Genomic DNA, 16,757 nt, shown 5'->3' with positions numbered 1-16,757 from the left:
TTGACTGAATCAGAAGTCGTTGACCGCTTGCTTTCCTATAGCCCAGAACTCAAGCAAGGATATGGTGTCTACCAAGATTTTCTAGCAGCGGTTCGGACGAAAGATTCTCACTGGTTTCAAGAGCTTTTAAAACAAAACTATTCTCATCTATCAGAGAAATATGCGACAACCATTAAGACGTTTAAACAGTATCAAGAAGGCATTTTAAACGCACTTGAACAGCCATATTCTAACGGTTCCTTAGAGTGTTTGAACAATCACATTAAAGTATTGAAACGAAATGCGTATGGCTTTAGAAGCTTCTATAACTTCAAACTGAGAATTCTATTAACTCTAGGAACCACCCTTTTCAATCCCATGAAAAAGAACAAGCCTGTAGAGAAATGATCCCTCTACAAACTTTTTCTAACTCACACTATTCTATTGGTTTTTCTTCACCAACACTAGTTGACAATGAGCCTAAATCATACGCTTTAATACTCTAATTCTTTAATTGCAATGGTTTGTTTTGTTTCTTCAATTTCCAATCCAGTCATATTTTCCCACCATTGTTTCATTTCTCGTTCGTAAGTTGTCGGAAAGTCATCAACAATCTCGATTAATTTCCTTCCTTGTAAATGGGCGTAAGGAAAATTAAGAAAAATGTTGTACTTTAACTCGTTCAGTAAGCTGTAATATTGAAACATCATGTATTTCAATTCTTCCTCATCGCTGTTAATCAAAACTTTAGGGGCGCTATCGAACATAAAGCCAAAACTCCGCATCATAAAAATGAAAGCATCTAAGTGGTCACTATCAATTGAATCGACATCTTTTAAAAGGGTAATGTGAACATTCAAGGCATTAGCTAAATCTTCTTTTAAAAATTTTGCTTCGATCATTTTAATTCTCTCCTTTTAATGGAACAATTTGCCCCAAAAACTTTTTTTCTCTGGTTTTTCTTGTTCATTGATCTGTTTAGGATATTTTTCTTCGATATCTATGATATCTTGATTCACCGCTTCTTTTGCAGCTAGAATCAGTCCGACTGATTCAGGAGTGTTGGTAACACCATCGTTAATAATCGTAAATTTTGCTCCTATATCCGTCAGTAGTTTGATATAAGTGGCTTGTAACTGGCTGGTAAGGGTGCCATTTAATAATACAGAAGCCTCTGGATACTTCCTTAATTCCGTGATTAAATCCGCTCTCAATTCTGGTTTTGCCATTTGACGAACGTTCATTGTAAGGTAGCATCGTTCTCTGAAGGTTCCCAGATATTTTTTTTGTTCCTCAGGTTTTATTAAAGGGGTTCCATACATAGAGTTGTCTAATCTTTTTTGTAAATCATCTTGCGCCATTCTTTTTTCACTCGCTTCCTTTCCTTCGGTCTCATATCTATAGATAAATTATAGCATAGAATAATTTCAAAAAATAATTAGCAGAGAATTTAAGATCCTATTTAAAATAGAATGAAAAAAGAGTTGCTTTTCTGGTTGAATTCGCATAAACTAATAATCAAGAATGAAAATCATTCTCAATTAGAAAAGATGGAGTGCGTTTATGAAAAAGATAGGCCTATTTATTTTCTTACTCCTTTTAGCTGTGTTGTCCATTTTTGTTGGCGTAAAGAATATTTCTCTGACAGAAATTTTGCATGGGGATTATCAACAGCAATTGGTTTTATTAACAACGAGGGTTCCTAGAACCGTTAGTTTAGTCATTGCTGGAAGTACGATCAGTGTTTCAGGGTTGATTATGCAACATTTAACACAAAATAAATTTGTTTCACCTAGTACGGCTGGAACGATGGATAGTGCTAGACTGGGGATTTTAGTTGTAATGTTATTTTTTCCGACAGCACCTTTATTATTCCGTTCCTTTGTCGCTTTTTTATTTGCTTTAGGTGGAACGATGATTTTTATTTATATTACTAGATTTCTACCTGCTAAGAATCAAGTAATGATTCCCTTAGTTGGTGTGATGTTCGGAAATATTGTTGGATCAATCGCTACTTTTTTTGCTTACCAGTTTCAATTAGTTCAAAATATGTCTTCGTGGCTACAAGGGAATTTTTCTACAGTTATGAAAGGAAGCTATGAATTGCTTTATTTGACTGTTCCACTGCTAGTGATTATTTATTTGTTTGCTTATCAATTTACGGTAGCTGGAATGGGTGAGGACTTGGCGGTTAATTTAGGAATGAATTATCGGCGGATTCAAATGCTTGGATTAAGCATTGTAGCTTTGGCTAGTGCGGTTGTCTTGATTATGGTGGGAAGTATTCCTTTCTTGGGGGTAATTGTTCCTAACCTCGTTTCTATGCGTTATGGCGATCATATGAAGAACACCCTACCGATTACTGCAATGGCTGGAGGGATTTTCCTTCTTATCTGTGATATTTTAGCACGAGTTGTGATTGCGCCTTATGAAATTCCGGTTAGTGTCGTTGTAGGTGTCTTAGGTAGCTTGATCTTTATTGCTTTATTAATGAGGAGGCAGCCTGCATGAAAAAATATTTTCAACGACCAGCGATTAAAATCCTTGTTTTGATTTTAGCTGTTCTAGGTATATGTCTCTTATATTTATCCTATAAGACCTATGGAAACTGGGCTTTTGCATTAGAATTACGAGGGAAGAAGTTATTAGCATTTGTATTTGTGGGAATTGCGGCAGCATTTTCGACCATTTCGTTTCAGACAATGACACAAAATCATTTTTTAACGCCTAATATCTTAGGGTTAGATTCACTTTATGTCTTTGTCCAAACCTTGTTGTTTTTCTTTTTAGGAGGGCAACAGTTGTTGGGAAAAGATTCTATGGGTACTTTTTTTCTAAATGTCTTATTAATGGTTATAGCTGGTTTTTCACTGGCAAAACTACTGTTAAAAAGAAGTGGCAATGATTTATTTTTACTATTAATGATTGGGATTATTTTAGGAACATTTTTTAATAGTATCAGTACCTTTTTGCAGGTTGTTATGGATCCGAATGAGTATGATTTATTACAAGGAAAGTTGTTTGCAAGTTTCGGAAATGTAAATAGTCAGTATTTAATCATTGCAGGTCTTGGGATTGTTGGGTTAGCCCTTTTCCTATGGGTACAAAGTCCTGCGCTAGACGTTCTGCATTTGGGGAATGACCAAGCAGTGAATTTAGGAATTAATGTCTCAAGCTTTCAAACGATTTTGTTGATTGTGATTAGTGCTTTAGTTGGGTTGTCTACTTCTTTAGTTGGACCCGTAACTTTTTTAGGCTTTATTGTGGCCAATATGAGTTATCAATTTATGGGAACTTATCGACATAGAGATCTATTTATCGGTGGTAGTTTGTTAGCCATTTTGTTATTAGTTTTAGGTCAGTTTCTTGTAGAGCAAATTTTTCAACTTAATACCACATTAAGTATTGTCATTGAATTTGGTGGAGGGATTTACTTTGTTGGAAAAATTATCAGTGAGAGGAAGCAGCGAACATGATTGAAATAAAAAATGTTTCCAAGAAATATGGTGAAAAGGTAGTTGTTTCAGAAATACAGTTACCAGTGTCGGAGCAAAAATTAACAGCCTTTATTGGCCCAAATGGTGCAGGAAAAAGTACGCTTCTTTCCATGATGAGTCGCTTGATTCCTAAAGATACTGGTGAAATATATTTGGATCATAATGAAGTAAAAGCCTGGAAATCCAGTGAACTTTCAAAAAAGCTCTCTATCTTAAAACAAGCAAATGGTATCAATTTAAAAATTACGGTCCGTGAATTAGTCAATTTTGGTCGTTTTCCGTATACAAAAGGACGATTGAAGAAAGAAGACCATCAAAAAGTAGAAACGGCGATGGAAAATCTCGGCTTATTAGAGCTAGCTGACGAGATGATTGATACACTCTCTGGTGGACAGCTTCAAAGAGTCTACATTGCGATGGTTCTAGCACAAGATACAGATTATATTCTTCTTGATGAGCCATTAAATAATTTGGACATGAATTATGCGGTTCAGATGATGCAAACCTTGCGTCAATTGGTAGATGAATTTGGTAAGACAGTTATTATCGTGCTTCATGATATCAATTTTGCCGCTAGCTATGCTGATGAAATTGTTGCCATGAAGGATGGTAAGCTCTTCACGCATGGAACAACAGATGATGTGATTCAATCGGAAGTTTTAAACAAACTTTATGGTATGAATATTCGGATCTGTGAAATTGAAGGCAAGCGATTCTGCATGTATTTTAATTAAGTTTAAATTTTATCATAAATGAAATTTATTGGAGGAAACTACAAATGAAGAAATTTTTAGCAGTAGCAACAGTATCGTTGCTTAGTTTAGTACTTTTAGGAGCTTGTGGTAATAGTAAAAAGACAACGGAAGAATCGGACAAGAGTTCTGAAAAAGCAACAACCATTACAGTAAAAGATTCAAATGGCTCTGTTGAAGTGCCGAAAAATCCCAAAAAGGTCGTTGTTTTTGATAATGGGTCACTAGACACCATTGATGATTTAGGCGAAGGGGATACAGTGATAGGAGCTCCAACAAAGAATTTACCGAAATATTTAGAAAAATACACTAAAGTAGAATCTGCAGGTGGGATTAAAGAACCAGATTTAGAAAAAATTAATCAGCTAGCTCCAGACTTAATTATTATCTCTGGCAGACAACAGGACTTTCAAGATAAGTTAAGCAAAATCGCACCCACAATTTATTTAGCAGTAGACGCAAAAAATACTTGGGAATCGACGAAACAAAATATTGAAACTTTAGGGACGATTTTTGATAAGAAAGAGATTGCGGATAAAAAGATTGGCGAATTAGAAAAAGAAATTACCGATGTGAAAGCCAAAGCTGAAAAAAGTGAAGAAAAAGCGTTAGTGGTTTTAGTAAATGAAGGACAGCTATCTGCATATGGGAAAGGCTCTCGTTTTGGCATTATCCACGATACCTTTGGATTCAAACTAGCAGACGAAAATATCGAAGCTTCTACTCATGGGCAAAGTGTATCCTATGAATATGTTTTAGAAAAAAATCCTGATGTATTGTTTGTGATTGACCGTACCAGAGCGATTGGTGGGGACGATACGAATAATAATGTTCAAGAGAATGAATTAGTGAAACAAACAAACGCTGGTAAGAAGGGCAAAGTTATTTTCTTACAACCAGATGTTTGGTATTTAAGTGGTGGTGGCATAGAGTCAACACACTTGATGATTCAAGATGTTGAAAAAGGGTTGAAATAAATTTACTTGGAATGAAGAATAACAGTGACATCATAAGACTTTAAGTTAGATGAATGAAGAATCATTTTGACTAGCATAAACAATCTTTGATGAAACTGTTTTTTTGTTTTGTAAAAGATAACAGAGATAGTAGTTTAAAGAAAATAGTAAAAGAAATTTTTAGAGATTATTTCTAGTGAAAATTTAACTTACGAAAATATTTTTGTTATGCTACGATGAGAATTGTGTCAAAATCTATTAAAAATGGAGTGGAATAGAATGCCAAGAAATAAAAAAGAAGGTCTTATGTTTACAACGGTGATGTGAAGTATGATGGCATTTGGAATGACTATTTACAATACAGCATCAGTGGAAGGTTTTAGTAAAGAATTGATACAATCAGTTATTTTTTTGTTTCTTCCAGGATTTATAGTCGCTTTTATTGTTGATGCAGTTATCGGTGCTCCTGTGGTCAAAAATTGCTTTTAAATTACCAATCAATAAAGAAAATCCTGTCCAAGTTATTTTAGCTATCTCAGGTTCTAAGGTTTTTGGTATGGTTATTTTATGTCTGTTTTTGGTTTAATAACAAAGGGTGGTTTTCAGGAAATATTTTTCAGATATACCTAACTGTTTTTGCTAAATCTATTATTATGGCTCTGACTTTGCAATGGTTAGTACTGGAACCTCTAGCAAGAAAAATACTCGCTATGTATCAAAATAATCAGTTGAATGTAGATTAGTAAGAGACTCAGTTTTCTTTCTAATGACTTGGAAGTCTGTGCCTGACAGGACTCACAATAAAAAAGAGAGGATTTCAATCACTCTCGATTTCAAAGACAAGATCAAATTTTCTAGGATAGCCACTAGCATTGGTTTCAACAGGAATCGCTGTGATAAAGGTATAACCTTTTGAAGCATAATCAGAGATGATTTGACGATGTTCCGTGAGCTCACCGATTACGCCTCCTTTGGATATGGGCTTAATTGAGACAAATTCATATTTTTTCACAGTTAGTCGCTCCTTTCGTTATAATAGTATTCTATCATTAAAGAGAATATAAATCATCGAGTTTGGAAGCGATTGCATACTTGTCGTTTTTTATTTTTTTATATTTTAAATAGTTGACTTTTTCTAGATTAAATTGTAAAATAAATATGTAACTAAAATCGTTACATTAGTTTGGAGTGAAGGACATGGCCATGTCGACAAAATTAAGTGTTGCGATTCATATTTTAAGTTTGATTGAAATAGGACCGCCAGAGCTAGTGACTTCGGAGTTTATCGCATCTAGTGTGAATACGAATCCCGTAGTAGTGAGACGATTAATGAGCAAATTAAAAAAAGCTGGTTTAATTCAAACATCACGAGGTTTAAGTAAAAATTATCTGTTGAAAAAACCGCAAGAAATTTCTCTGTATGCTATTTATGAAGCAGTTGAATTGGATCGAGAGGTGTTTAATATTCATCAAAATCCTAATCCTAATTGTGTCGTAGGAGCAACTATTCAAGTGACATTAGAGAATGAATTTTCTAAAGTGCAACAGCGAATGGAAGAAGAGTTAGCGCATATTTATTTATCAGAAGTTATTGCACAAATGGTTGGAAAAAGAGGCTAAAAATGCCTCTTGCTTTTTAAAATCAAATGTAACAAAAAAAGTTCTATTTAAGAGAGGAAGAATATAAATGAAAATCGCAATTTTAGGTGCCAATGGAAAAGCAGGTTCACTTATTTTAAAGGAAGCCCAAAAACGTGGCTTAGAAGTAACAGCAATTGTTCGTAATGTTTCAACGTTAGGAAGTGACATTCCAGTAGTTAAAAAAAATATTTATCAACTAACGTCAGAAGATGTCGAAGGCTTCGATGTTTTGGTTAGTGCGTTAGGTTTTTGGCAAGATGTAGAGGAATTTACTAGATCGACGCAGCACTTGATTGCTATTCTAAAAGGGCAAAAAACGCGATTGCTGGTTGTTGGTGGCGCTGGGAGTCTATACGTAGATAAACAGCATCACATACAGCTAAAGGATACACCAGATTTCCCAGAGGCGTTCAAACCATTAGCAACAGCAATGGGCAAAGGATTAGATTTGTTGAAAGCTGCAACAGAGGTTCATTGGACTTATATTAGCCCAGCAGCAGAATTTGACGCGGAAGGTGTAGAAACAGGAGAATATTCAGTTGCAGGGGAAGAGTTTACGGTAAATGCTGAAGGGAAAAGCTACATCAGTTATGCAGATTATGCAATTGCTATGCTGGATGAAATTCAGAGCGCTAATCATCCAAATCAACGAATTAGTGTTTATCAGTAAGCATGAAACAAGTTTTTTTGAGCAGAGTTGCCTCTCTAAAAACTAGTAGATACATTATGAGTTAAATGGTCTTAGGTGGATTTCCCATGATCGATCCTTTTTGACCACTATTTATTCGGATTAAGAGGACAGACAAAACTGATTTTTCGGTTTGTCTGTCCTCTCTTTTTTGATTTTGGCGTTAAATTATGAAGTATTTTAGCTTGACAATTATTTCATTTTTAGTATATTAAATATATACAAAAAATTAGCTAAAATTTTTGAGGTAATTTGAAAGGGGCACTTTTAGATGCTACCAGAATTGATTGATGAATTTTATAACAAATTGGCCATAAATTTTTATCGAAATGCAATAGAGCATCAGAAGTTTGAAGGGGTATCTACTTTGAGCTCTACAGATATGTCAACACTAGAGATTGTTTATCTTTTAAACCGACCAACTTATTCAGAAGTAACTGATTTTTTGAAAATTTCTACTTCAAATGCCAACTATCGAATCAACAAGCTAATCACAAAAGGGTATCTGAAAAGGGAACAAGATCCTACTGATAAACGCCGCTATTTTTTGAATGTAACTGAAAAATTTATGGATTATTATTGTGTAAATGATTCTTTGTTAGAGCAAGTTGTTAAAAATGTTCGAAATAGAGTAAGAAAGGAAGATCTTGAGCAGTTTGAGTCTACGCTAGCTATCATCATAGAAGAAATGAGTGACTAAATGAAAGTAAGCCATAAAAAATTTGAAAAGAAGTATCTGGAAAGCTGCATGGCATTAATTAAAAGTACCTGGCTCTTTGAAGAAGATTTTGCCGCGCCGAAACATCCAGAATACATTTACAAGTATTATGTTTTAAACTGTGTAAACTGGTCACAGCACTTAGATCTCCTAGTAGATCAAAATGACCAAGTACAAGGGATTCTCTTTGGAAGTATCGAAGATGTTGGGTATTTGCAATCATTTCTTTATGCTCTTGTTAACTGGAAAAACCAGTTTGAAATCTGGTGGCATATTTTACTAGGAGATTTGGGGGATCAAAAGCAAGCGCGTAAAGTATATCAAGAGATGCAAAGCTATGACAGAGATGGTGAAGCTTTGGCAAAAGAGTTTGACGGTGAAATTAACTTGTTCATTGTTTCTCCGAAGTTAAGAGGACAGGGGTATGGGCAACAATTGATGAAGAGATACCTTGATTTTTGCCGGAAGCGAGGGGTGGAGAAAGTATTTCTTTGGACCACTACCGACTGCAATTGGAAATTTTATGAGCGTTATGGATTTCAAGTACGTGCTGAATTTGCGCTAACTAAGCCTAATGCTAGCATAGATACCTCAGAACAAGGCATTGTTTTTCAACTAACTATCAGCGATTTGTCAATAAGTAGTAAAAAGAAATCAAAGGAGGGGTGATGAGTTTGTTCTATAAAATGGATAAAGTAAATTGGTTCGAACTAAAAAAAATGATTAAGCCTATATTTTTTATCTTGTTATATTTTTCATTGTTTTTTGTTCAATCTTCGATTATTGAATATGAAATAATCGATTTGAGATTACTAATTGTGATTTCTTGTTTACTAAACATTTTTATCGTTTATAAATTGATCAATGTTGGTTTTAACAGTTTTAAAGAACCGAGTTTCGTTAATAAAATATTCAGTATTTTTTATAGCTTATTGGCGTATTTAAGTCTGATGATGCAGCTAGGATTTATCTTTTTTTGTTATTATATATCTTCTAAAGCGTACAATATTGTTCCACAGGAAGTGGCAATGAACTTTCTTAACAATCGGACTTCTTATTTAGAAGATATCCGAACAGTCTTATATACAGTTTTCCCAATCTTTTATCGCTACCCAGTTTATCCGGGAATTATTGTTGCGTTCCAATTTTTCATTGCCAAATTTATTGATCTATTTATGTTGGCAAACATTGTAAGAAAAGTTAGCGCCATGTAAAAGAGATTGTTCGTGATTATCATATGAGTTTTGTTGAAAAATTTCTAAATTAATAGGAGCTGGAGGTTTTTGAAAATGAACATATTTAAATTAAAAATTGCATCAATGATGTTGGTGTTGTATCTAATAATGAGTGGTTGTGGCAAGTTTGCTTTTCCAAATTCGAAAGTGGAAAATATGGCAGACAAGACAGATGAAGAAATTGAAGAACATGATACCATCATTGTTGGTGGCGGAATCACTGGTTTAACAAGTGGCTATTATTTGAAAGAACAAGATTTCATTCTTCTAGAACAAAGCAATACAGTGGGTGGTCGAACAGTTTCTGAGGTTCACAAAGATTTCAGCTATGCTAAAGGAACAGAGTACCTTGGCACACCTGAGTCAACTTTAGCTCAGATGATTGATGAGTTAGGATTAGAACCAAAAGAAATTCCTTCACCGATGGATGCCTACTTTGATGGAAAAGAGTTTTATTATGGTCACGATGGTGTTGAGCGCTATTTAATAAACAACAGTAGTTTTGATGATTACAAAAAATTTACAAAACTTATTGCAGATGAGTATCAAAATTATGATGAGCTACCAGAACTAGACTATAATAAACGAATGAAGCAATTAGATCATATTACTGCAAGTAAATGGTTGAAAGACAATGATATTCCAGAAGTCTACAGTAAAAAATACAATGTTACAGCAAAAGGATTGTTTGGCGCTACTATTGATGAAATCTCTGCGTTAAATTTAATACCGGAAGTGGCCTTTGATTACGATGAAACAGATGAGGAATTAACAGAAGAGGCTTTTGCAGCAAGAAACACTGAAGAAGCTATCCGACAAGAATATGAAAATGCCAAGAAAGAAGAATCTGGTTCTTATTCTTTTACGAAAGGATTGACTGAACTTACGAACAAGTTAGGAGACGTACTAGGTGATAAAGTTAGAACAAGTAGTACCGTTACTAATATTTCTAAAGATGGAAAAGAGTACGTAATCACCTATGCTCAAAATGATGGAAAAGAGAAGAAAGTTCGTGGGAAAAACGTTATTTTAGCAGTGCCAGCACCAGAGGCCTTGCGAATAGCGGCTGATGTAATTTCAAAAGAGAAAAAGGACATCATGAAAAACATTGAGTATGCTTCTTATGCAACTGTAGCACTGTTTTCTGATGAACCAATTTTTAATAAAGCCTTTGATTTAGCTGTTCCAGATGGCTACTATTTTACAGATGTATATGATGCGACTTGGGTGGAAAGAGCATATGATGAAACGAAAGAAAATGCTGACGGGTATATTATGTCAGTTTATGTTGCACCTGAATCAAGTAGTAATCACGAATTAGACACAATTAGTGATCAAGAGTTGCTTGAAAATATTTACCGAGATTTAGATAAAATCTTTGAGTCAGCAAGTAGCAAAATAACAGGACATGACATCAAAAAATTCACTTATGGTTATCCAGTGATGAATCCAGGAGCTTACGAGAGACTATTAAAATTACATGAGTTGAATGAAGGGTCGTTGATTTTAGCGGGGGACTATATGGTCTATCCAACCTTTGAGGCAGCTGTTCAATCTGGATACTTGGCCTCAGAAAAAATAAATGAACAAGGTTATGGTAAGAAGTAGTTAGTTGGATTGTAAGAAAGTCTTTTGAGTTAGAAATAGGAGGGGAATGCAATATTTCTATATTAAGTGTCTGTTACCAAACGCATTAAGTTTGGTAACAGACACTTTTTTAATAACATTTAGCACAAGGTGTCAAGCCATTTGACTGTGCTTCAGCTAAGGTAGATTCAAAATAATCACCATTGCCACATTTATAGGTGTGGTATTTTTTTCCAGTAGGGGTGATTAAGACAGTTTGCCCAACTGCCGGAGCTTGGTTTTGTGCTTTTTCTGCTTCAGCTTGTGCCGCGATAGCTTCAGCTTCGGCTTTCTTTTGTGCTTCTGCCAGTTGCTTAGCAGCTTCTTTTTGTGTTTCTATGGTTTGTTTTACTTTGTTTATCCGTTCAGAAAAAGCGGTGCTTCCATTTGGAAGGGCGCTGATTTTTTCAATAGCTTGTGAATAATGTTTGTCTGTCGGGTCCTTTTCTGCTTGTTCAACGGCTGCTTTAGCCGAAGCAACTAGTTCTTTTTCAGTGATTGTTTGTTGGAGTTTCGTCAAACGTTTGGCTAAATCAGCTCTATTTAAAGTTGCTTTTTCAACGAATGCGGTAGCAGAGTCAAGTGTTTCTTTGGTTTGCTCTTGCTCCGCTAAACTAACGGCTGTGTAAATTGGAATGTGCTCTTTAACAATCGCTAACCTTTTCTGGTCTTCTTTTTGATTTCTGGATAGCGAAGCCACCAAAGTAGCAGCCTCATCATAATTTTTTTGTGTCGGCTCATTTTCAGCTAGAGCAAGGGCAGTTTTTACTTTAGTCAAATTTTCAGCGGTCTGAGTTTTTTCATCAAGGAAAGCAAGAAATTCTTTTGACGGCTTAACTTCGATGGTGGCTACTTTATCCTTATCATTTATAGAAGCTACGAAGGTAAGTTTTTTTGCATTTTTATCCTTTAATTGAATAGAATAAGCAAAGGTTTCATTTTTGACTGCTATTTTTTTATCATCAATGCGGATAGTACTTTGCTCATTTGTTGTTCCTTTAATAAGAGCTACACCTTTTGAATTCGTTTCAATAACTTTTTCGGTAAGTTCAATCTTTGGCGAGGTAGGTGTAGCTATTGCTGCTCCGATAATCATAAAAAGGCTAACCCCAATAATAATTAGACCTCTGTTTTTTGCTTGCTTTTTGATGATTGCTTGCGCTAAGGAAGCAAATCCAACTAGCAGTCCAAATATTCCCAACAAAACCAAATAGCTCATTTTAATTCCTCCAATTACGTTTTTTTTTGAAAATGAATACCCTTTCTGGATAATTATATCACAATTATTTTCATAATTAACTTTTGGTCCCATGGTAAAATACTTCTATATCTTATATAAAGCGAAAAAACGCAAATTTACCTCAAAAAAAGCAAGTGTGATAAAATGAAAAGAGAAATTTTTTTCGTATGTTAAACGAGAGAAGGAGAAAAAAATGAAGGCAGAAATTATTGCAGTCGGTACGGAGTTATTGTTAGGTCAGGTAGTAAATACAAATGCAACATTTCTATCTGAAGAGTTAGCTAGTTTAGGAATTGAAGTCTATTATCATACAGTAGTTGGAGACAATCCTACTCGTTTGGAAGAGCTGTTAGGTGAGGCAGAAAAACGCAGCGAGTTAGTGGTTCTTTGTGGGGGATTGGGTCCTACTGATGATGATTTGACAAAAGATGTTGTAGCAAAACATGTTCAACATAATTTAGTGCAGAATCAACAAGCGTTGGAGAAACTAAAACAATTTTTCACCTTCTCGAAGCGTAAAATGACAGAGAACAATTTGAGACAAACACTAATCATAGAAGGAGGGACAGTGATTCAAAATCCAACAGGCTTGGCTGCTGGAACGTTAATTACGGAACGGGATACCAGTTATTTGCTACTTCCTGGGCCACCTAATGAACTAAAACCGATGTTTCATCAAAACGCACGGCCTTTATTGGAAATGATGGTTCCACAACAAGAACAGTTGATGTCAAAAGTATTACGTTTTTATGGAATTGGCGAGTCTCAATTAGTAACCGATTTAAAGGAACTAATGGATGCTCAAACGAATCCCACAATAGCTCCGTATGCTAAACCGAATGAAGTAACTTTGCGCTTAACGGCAAAAGTTTCTGGTAAAGAAAAGGGAGAAGCCATGCTTTCAGCAGTAGAGGCTCAAATTATGGAAAAAGTAGGAGCGTACTTTTATGGTTATGGAGATGAGAACAGTTTAGCAAAAGTTACGGTTGAACAGTTGAAGGAAAAGAGGAAGACTATTACTGCGGCAGAAAGTTTAACAGCAGGACTTTTTCAAAGTACTTTGGGAGATATTCCAGGAGTTTCAGAAGTTTTTGTTGGCGGATTTGTTACTTATTCTAAGGAAATGAAAGAACAACTATTAAAAATCCCCCATGATCTGCTGGATAAAAATGGTGTTGTCAGTGAAGCTTGTGCAATTGCTATGGCAGAACAAGCAAGAAAATTAACAGGTGCTGATTATGGTGTTTCATTTACTGGCGTAGCTGGTCCAGATGAATTGGAAAACCAGCCTGCTGGAACGGTATGGATTGGTATCGCTGAAAAAGATAAGCCAACATTTGCAGAGTTGCACCACTTTACGCGCGACCGTAAGTACATTCGTCACAGTGCAGTAATGAAAGGATTAGATTTGATTCGTAGATCGGTAAAGGGGAAAAAATAAAGATGCGAATATTTGTTCGCTTTTTCTTGCTTTTTCTAAATAAAAAAGTTATGATAGATGTACTAACAGGAATTTAAATCGTTTATATATGAGGAGGATTATCGATTGGCAGATGATCGTAAAGTAGCTTTAGATGCTGCATTAAAGAAAATAGAAAAAAACTTTGGTAAAGGCTCAATCATGAAACTAGGGGAGAAGATCGATCAACAGATTTCAACGATTCCTAGTGGTTCATTGGCTTTAGATGTTGCATTAGGTGTAGGTGGATATCCACGTGGAAGAATAATTGAAGTATATGGACCAGAAAGTTCGGGTAAAACAACTGTAGCCTTACATGCGATTGCGGAAGTACAAAGACAAGGCGGGACAGCAGCATTTATTGATGCCGAACATGCGTTAGATCCACAATATGCAGAAAAGTTGGGTGTTAATATCGATGAACTCCTTCTTTCTCAACCAGATACAGGTGAGCAAGGACTAGAAATTGCGGATGCATTAGTTTCCAGTGGAGCGATTGATATCGTGGTTATTGACTCAGTAGCTGCATTAGTACCTCGTGCGGAGATTGATGGAGAGATGGGTGCTAGCCATGTTGGGCTACAAGCTCGTTTAATGTCTCAAGCTTTACGTAAACTTTCAGGGTCAATTAATAAAACAAAAACGATTGCTATTTTCATTAACCAAATTCGTGAGAAAGTTGGAGTTATGTTTGGGAATCCAGAAACGACTCCTGGGGGACGTGCATTGAAGTTTTATGCAACAGTTCGTCTAGAAGTTCGTCGTGCGGAGCAATTGAAACAAGGAACGGACATTGTCGGTAATAGAACAAAAATTAAAGTCGTGAAGAATAAAGTAGCTCCTCCTTTTAAAGTAGCGGAAGTGGATATTATGTATGGTCAAGGAATTTCGCAAGAAGGAGAATTACTTGATATGGCCGCTGAAAAAGATATTATTGATAAAAGTGGTGCATGGTATAGCTATAAAGAAGAGCGTATTGGTCAAGGTCGTGAAAACGTGAAGATTTTCATGAAGGAACATCCTGAAATGGTCGCTGAAGTATCAAAACGAGTACGTGATGCTTACGGAATAGGTGATGGTTCCACTACTATAGAAGAAGGGCAAGAAGAATTGCCACTTGATGAGGAATAAACAACCAAAGAAGGAACAGATAAGGACAGTCCAATGTCTTTATCTGTTCCTTCTTTTTATTATTCAGAATAAATTTTAGTCTTAGCGACTTGTTTCGATAGTAATAGCCTTTTTTAAGTTGACACACTGGTACACAAACATTAGAATAAAGTTGTGTGCAAAATACACATATGCAAGTAGGCATATTGATAATGGATTATAGTTTATCAGAAAACTACATTAATATTGAAAGTTAAAAAAGATAGTATGGAGGTGGAAACAATGGTTTTAGAAATTCTCCTCGCTATCATCGGTTTAATTGTCGGTCTTGGTTTAGGGTTTGTCGCTGCAAAATCTCGTCATGAAAAGGCAATAGATAGTGCAACAAACTCGGCAGCTGGAATTCTTGAAGGGGCAAAAAAAGAAGCGGAAACGCTGAAAAAAGAAGCTTTGCTGGAAGCTAAGGAAGAAAACCAAAGGTATCGGTCAGAAATTGAAAGTGAGCTGAAAGAAAGCAAATTAGAACTTAAAACACAAGAAAATCGTTTGCTTCAAAGAGAGCAATCACTAGATCGTAAAGATGAATCTATTGAGAAGCGCGAAAGTTCACTGGAAGAAAAAGAAGAGAAACTTGGTGCTAGACAGCAATTAATTGATGAACGAGACAAGGAAGCAGAAAAATTAATAGAGAAACAACATCAGGAATTAGAACGTATTGCTTCACTATCAAAAGATGAAGCAAAAGATATTATCATGAAATCGACCGAAGAAGAATTGAGTCATGAATTAACAATAATGGTAAAAGAATCTGAACTACGTGCAAAAGAAGAGTCTGATCGTAAAGCAAAAAATTTATTATCATTGGCTATTCAGCGTTGCGCAGCAGATTCAGTTTCGGAAACAACCGTTTCTGTTGTTAGCTTACCAAATGATGAAATGAAAGGCCGCATTATTGGGCGTGAAGGACGAAATATTCGTACATTGGAAACCTTGACGGGTATTGACTTGATTATTGATGATACACCAGAAGCAGTTGTTCTTTCTGGGTTTGATCCTATTAGAAGAGAAATTGCTCGTATGACATTAGAAAAATTGATTCAAGATGGTCGGATTCATCCGGCTCGTATTGAAGAAATGGTTGAAAAATCTCGTAAAGAAATGGATGAACGAATTCGTGAGTATGGAGAGCAAGCAGCCTTTGAAGTAGGCGCTCATACCTTGCATCCAGATCTAATTAAGATTCTAGGACGTTTACGTTTCCGTACTAGTTATGGTCAAAATGTATTAAATCACTCTATCGAAGTTGCAAAATTAACGGGTGTATTAGCGGCTGAATTAGGTGAAGATGTTCAACTAGCGAAGCGTGCTGGTTTACTTCACGATATTGGTAAAGCATTAGACCATGAAATTGAAGGCTCGCACGTAGAGATTGGTGCTGAGTTAGCTGCGAAATACAAAGAAAATTCAACAGTTATCAATGCTATTGCATCCCATCATGGTGATGTGGAAGCAACATCTGTCATTTCTGTTCTAGTTGCGGCAGCAGATGCGTTGTCAGCAGCAAGACCAGGTGCTCGTAGCGAGTCACTAGAAAATTACATTAGACGTTTAGAAAACTTAGAAAATATTTCTAATGGGTTTGTGGGAGTTGATTCCAGTTTTGCCGTTCAAGCCGGACGTGAAGTTCGTGTAATGGTAAAACCAGATGAAATCACTGACCTTGAAGCGGTTCGTTTAGTACGAGACATTCGTAAGAAAATTGAAGATGACTTGGATTATCCGGGACATATCAAGGTAACAGTTATTCGAGAAACTCGTGCAGTAGATTACGCGAAGTAAAAAAATTAATAACTAAA

General features: G+C 35.7%; 19 protein-coding genes. 15 read left to right on the top strand and 4 right to left on the bottom strand.

Features of this window, described 5'->3' with window-relative positions; genetic code table 11:
• The coding region (locus tag BCR26_RS07960; protein WP_211272291.1) for a transposase at positions 1-387 on the top strand (387 nt) is incomplete at its 5' end.
• An 86-nt stretch (positions 388-473) separates the two neighbouring features.
• Here the strand turns inward: BCR26_RS07960 and BCR26_RS07955 are convergent.
• Positions 474-881 (bottom strand): hypothetical protein, encoded by a 408-nt coding sequence (locus BCR26_RS07955; protein WP_069698452.1) that lies wholly within the window; start codon positions 879-881, stop codon positions 474-476.
• A 15-nt stretch (positions 882-896) separates the two neighbouring features.
• Positions 897-1,340, bottom strand: coding sequence for a YueI family protein (locus tag BCR26_RS07950; protein WP_069698451.1), 444 nt, complete (start codon positions 1,338-1,340; stop codon positions 897-899).
• A gap of 202 nt (positions 1,341-1,542) precedes the next feature.
• On the opposite strand from BCR26_RS07950, the gene fitA reads away from it, so the two are divergent.
• The 5 genes from fitA (at position 1,543) to BCR26_RS18930 (ending at position 5,673) form a co-directional block, all read left to right on the top strand.
• Complete coding sequence (fitA, locus tag BCR26_RS07945) at positions 1,543-2,490, top strand: iron chelate ABC transporter permease FitA (protein ID WP_069698450.1); 948 nt, start codon at positions 1,543-1,545, stop codon at positions 2,488-2,490.
• Positions 2,487-3,455 carry an iron chelate uptake ABC transporter family permease subunit FitB gene (gene fitB / locus BCR26_RS07940; RefSeq protein ID WP_069698449.1) on the top strand — a complete coding sequence of 323 codons (969 nt, stop codon included), beginning with the start codon at positions 2,487-2,489 and terminating at the stop codon, positions 3,453-3,455. Before fitA ends, fitB begins: the two co-directional genes overlap by 4 nt.
• Complete coding sequence (gene fitC / locus BCR26_RS07935) at positions 3,452-4,210, top strand: iron chelate ABC transporter ATP-binding protein FitD (protein WP_069698448.1); 759 nt, start codon at positions 3,452-3,454, stop codon at positions 4,208-4,210. The genes fitB and fitC overlap by 4 nt, the downstream gene beginning before the upstream one ends.
• A gap of 44 nt (positions 4,211-4,254) precedes the next feature.
• Positions 4,255-5,205: an iron chelate ABC transporter substrate-binding protein FitD gene (gene fitD, locus BCR26_RS07930; RefSeq protein WP_069698447.1), complete on the top strand. Its 951-nt coding sequence runs from the start codon at positions 4,255-4,257 to the stop codon at positions 5,203-5,205.
• Positions 5,206-5,514: 309 nt separating this feature from the next.
• A complete protein-coding gene (locus BCR26_RS18930) occupies positions 5,515-5,673 on the top strand; it encodes a DUF2798 domain-containing protein (RefSeq protein WP_084387064.1) in 159 nt (52 codons plus the stop codon).
• 328 nt (positions 5,674-6,001) lie between these two features.
• On the opposite strand, the gene BCR26_RS07920 is transcribed toward BCR26_RS18930, so the two are convergent.
• Positions 6,002-6,196, bottom strand: a complete 195-nt coding sequence (locus BCR26_RS07920; protein WP_069698445.1) for a DUF4177 domain-containing protein — start codon at positions 6,194-6,196, stop codon at positions 6,002-6,004.
• 185 nt (positions 6,197-6,381) lie between these two features.
• Between BCR26_RS07920 and BCR26_RS07915 the strand changes: the two genes are divergently transcribed.
• The 6 genes from BCR26_RS07915 (at position 6,382) to BCR26_RS07890 (ending at position 11,074) form a co-directional block, all read left to right on the top strand.
• On the top strand, positions 6,382-6,804 hold the full coding sequence (locus BCR26_RS07915; RefSeq protein ID WP_069698444.1) for an Rrf2 family transcriptional regulator: 423 nt from the start codon (positions 6,382-6,384) through the stop codon (positions 6,802-6,804).
• Between the two features lie 67 nt (positions 6,805-6,871).
• On the top strand, positions 6,872-7,495 hold the full coding sequence (locus BCR26_RS07910) for an NAD(P)-dependent oxidoreductase (protein ID WP_069698443.1): 624 nt from the start codon (positions 6,872-6,874) through the stop codon (positions 7,493-7,495).
• Positions 7,496-7,784: 289 nt separating this feature from the next.
• Positions 7,785-8,213, top strand: a complete 429-nt coding sequence (locus tag BCR26_RS07905) for a winged helix DNA-binding protein (protein WP_069698442.1) — start codon at positions 7,785-7,787, stop codon at positions 8,211-8,213.
• Complete coding sequence (locus BCR26_RS07900) at positions 8,214-8,900, top strand: GNAT family N-acetyltransferase (protein ID WP_069698441.1); 687 nt, start codon at positions 8,214-8,216, stop codon at positions 8,898-8,900. It begins immediately after the preceding gene.
• Positions 8,900-9,445, top strand: a complete 546-nt coding sequence (locus BCR26_RS07895) for a hypothetical protein (RefSeq protein ID WP_069698440.1) — start codon at positions 8,900-8,902, stop codon at positions 9,443-9,445. Before BCR26_RS07900 ends, BCR26_RS07895 begins: the two co-directional genes overlap by 1 nt.
• A 75-nt stretch (positions 9,446-9,520) precedes the next feature.
• Positions 9,521-11,074, top strand: coding sequence for a flavin monoamine oxidase family protein (locus tag BCR26_RS07890; RefSeq protein WP_069698439.1), 1,554 nt, complete (start codon positions 9,521-9,523; stop codon positions 11,072-11,074).
• 109 nt (positions 11,075-11,183) lie between these two features.
• Here BCR26_RS07890 and BCR26_RS07885 read toward each other — a convergent pair whose 3' ends face one another.
• Positions 11,184-12,311 carry an HlyD family secretion protein gene (locus BCR26_RS07885; RefSeq protein WP_069698454.1) on the bottom strand — a complete coding sequence of 376 codons (1,128 nt, stop codon included), beginning with the start codon at positions 12,309-12,311 and terminating at the stop codon, positions 11,184-11,186.
• A 214-nt stretch (positions 12,312-12,525) separates the two neighbouring features.
• Between BCR26_RS07885 and BCR26_RS07880 the strand changes: the two genes are divergently transcribed.
• The 3 genes from BCR26_RS07880 to rny all read left to right on the top strand — a co-directional run bounded on the left by BCR26_RS07880 (position 12,526) and on the right by rny (position 16,740).
• Positions 12,526-13,773, top strand: a complete 1,248-nt coding sequence (locus BCR26_RS07880; RefSeq protein ID WP_069698438.1) for a competence/damage-inducible protein A — start codon at positions 12,526-12,528, stop codon at positions 13,771-13,773.
• Between the two features lie 105 nt (positions 13,774-13,878).
• Positions 13,879-14,922 carry a recombinase RecA gene (gene recA / locus BCR26_RS07875; RefSeq protein WP_069698437.1) on the top strand — a complete coding sequence of 348 codons (1,044 nt, stop codon included), beginning with the start codon at positions 13,879-13,881 and terminating at the stop codon, positions 14,920-14,922.
• Between the two features lie 261 nt (positions 14,923-15,183).
• A complete protein-coding gene (rny, locus tag BCR26_RS07870; protein ID WP_069698436.1) occupies positions 15,184-16,740 on the top strand; it encodes a ribonuclease Y in 1,557 nt (518 codons plus the stop codon).
• Positions 16,741-16,757: the final 17 nt, after the last annotated feature.

Source organism: Enterococcus rivorum (assembly GCF_001742285.1).
GTDB lineage: Bacteria > Bacillota > Bacilli > Lactobacillales > Enterococcaceae > Enterococcus_L > Enterococcus_L rivorum.
Note: the sequence above shows the minus strand (reverse complement) of the source record. Positions and strands in the feature narration are given on the sequence as shown.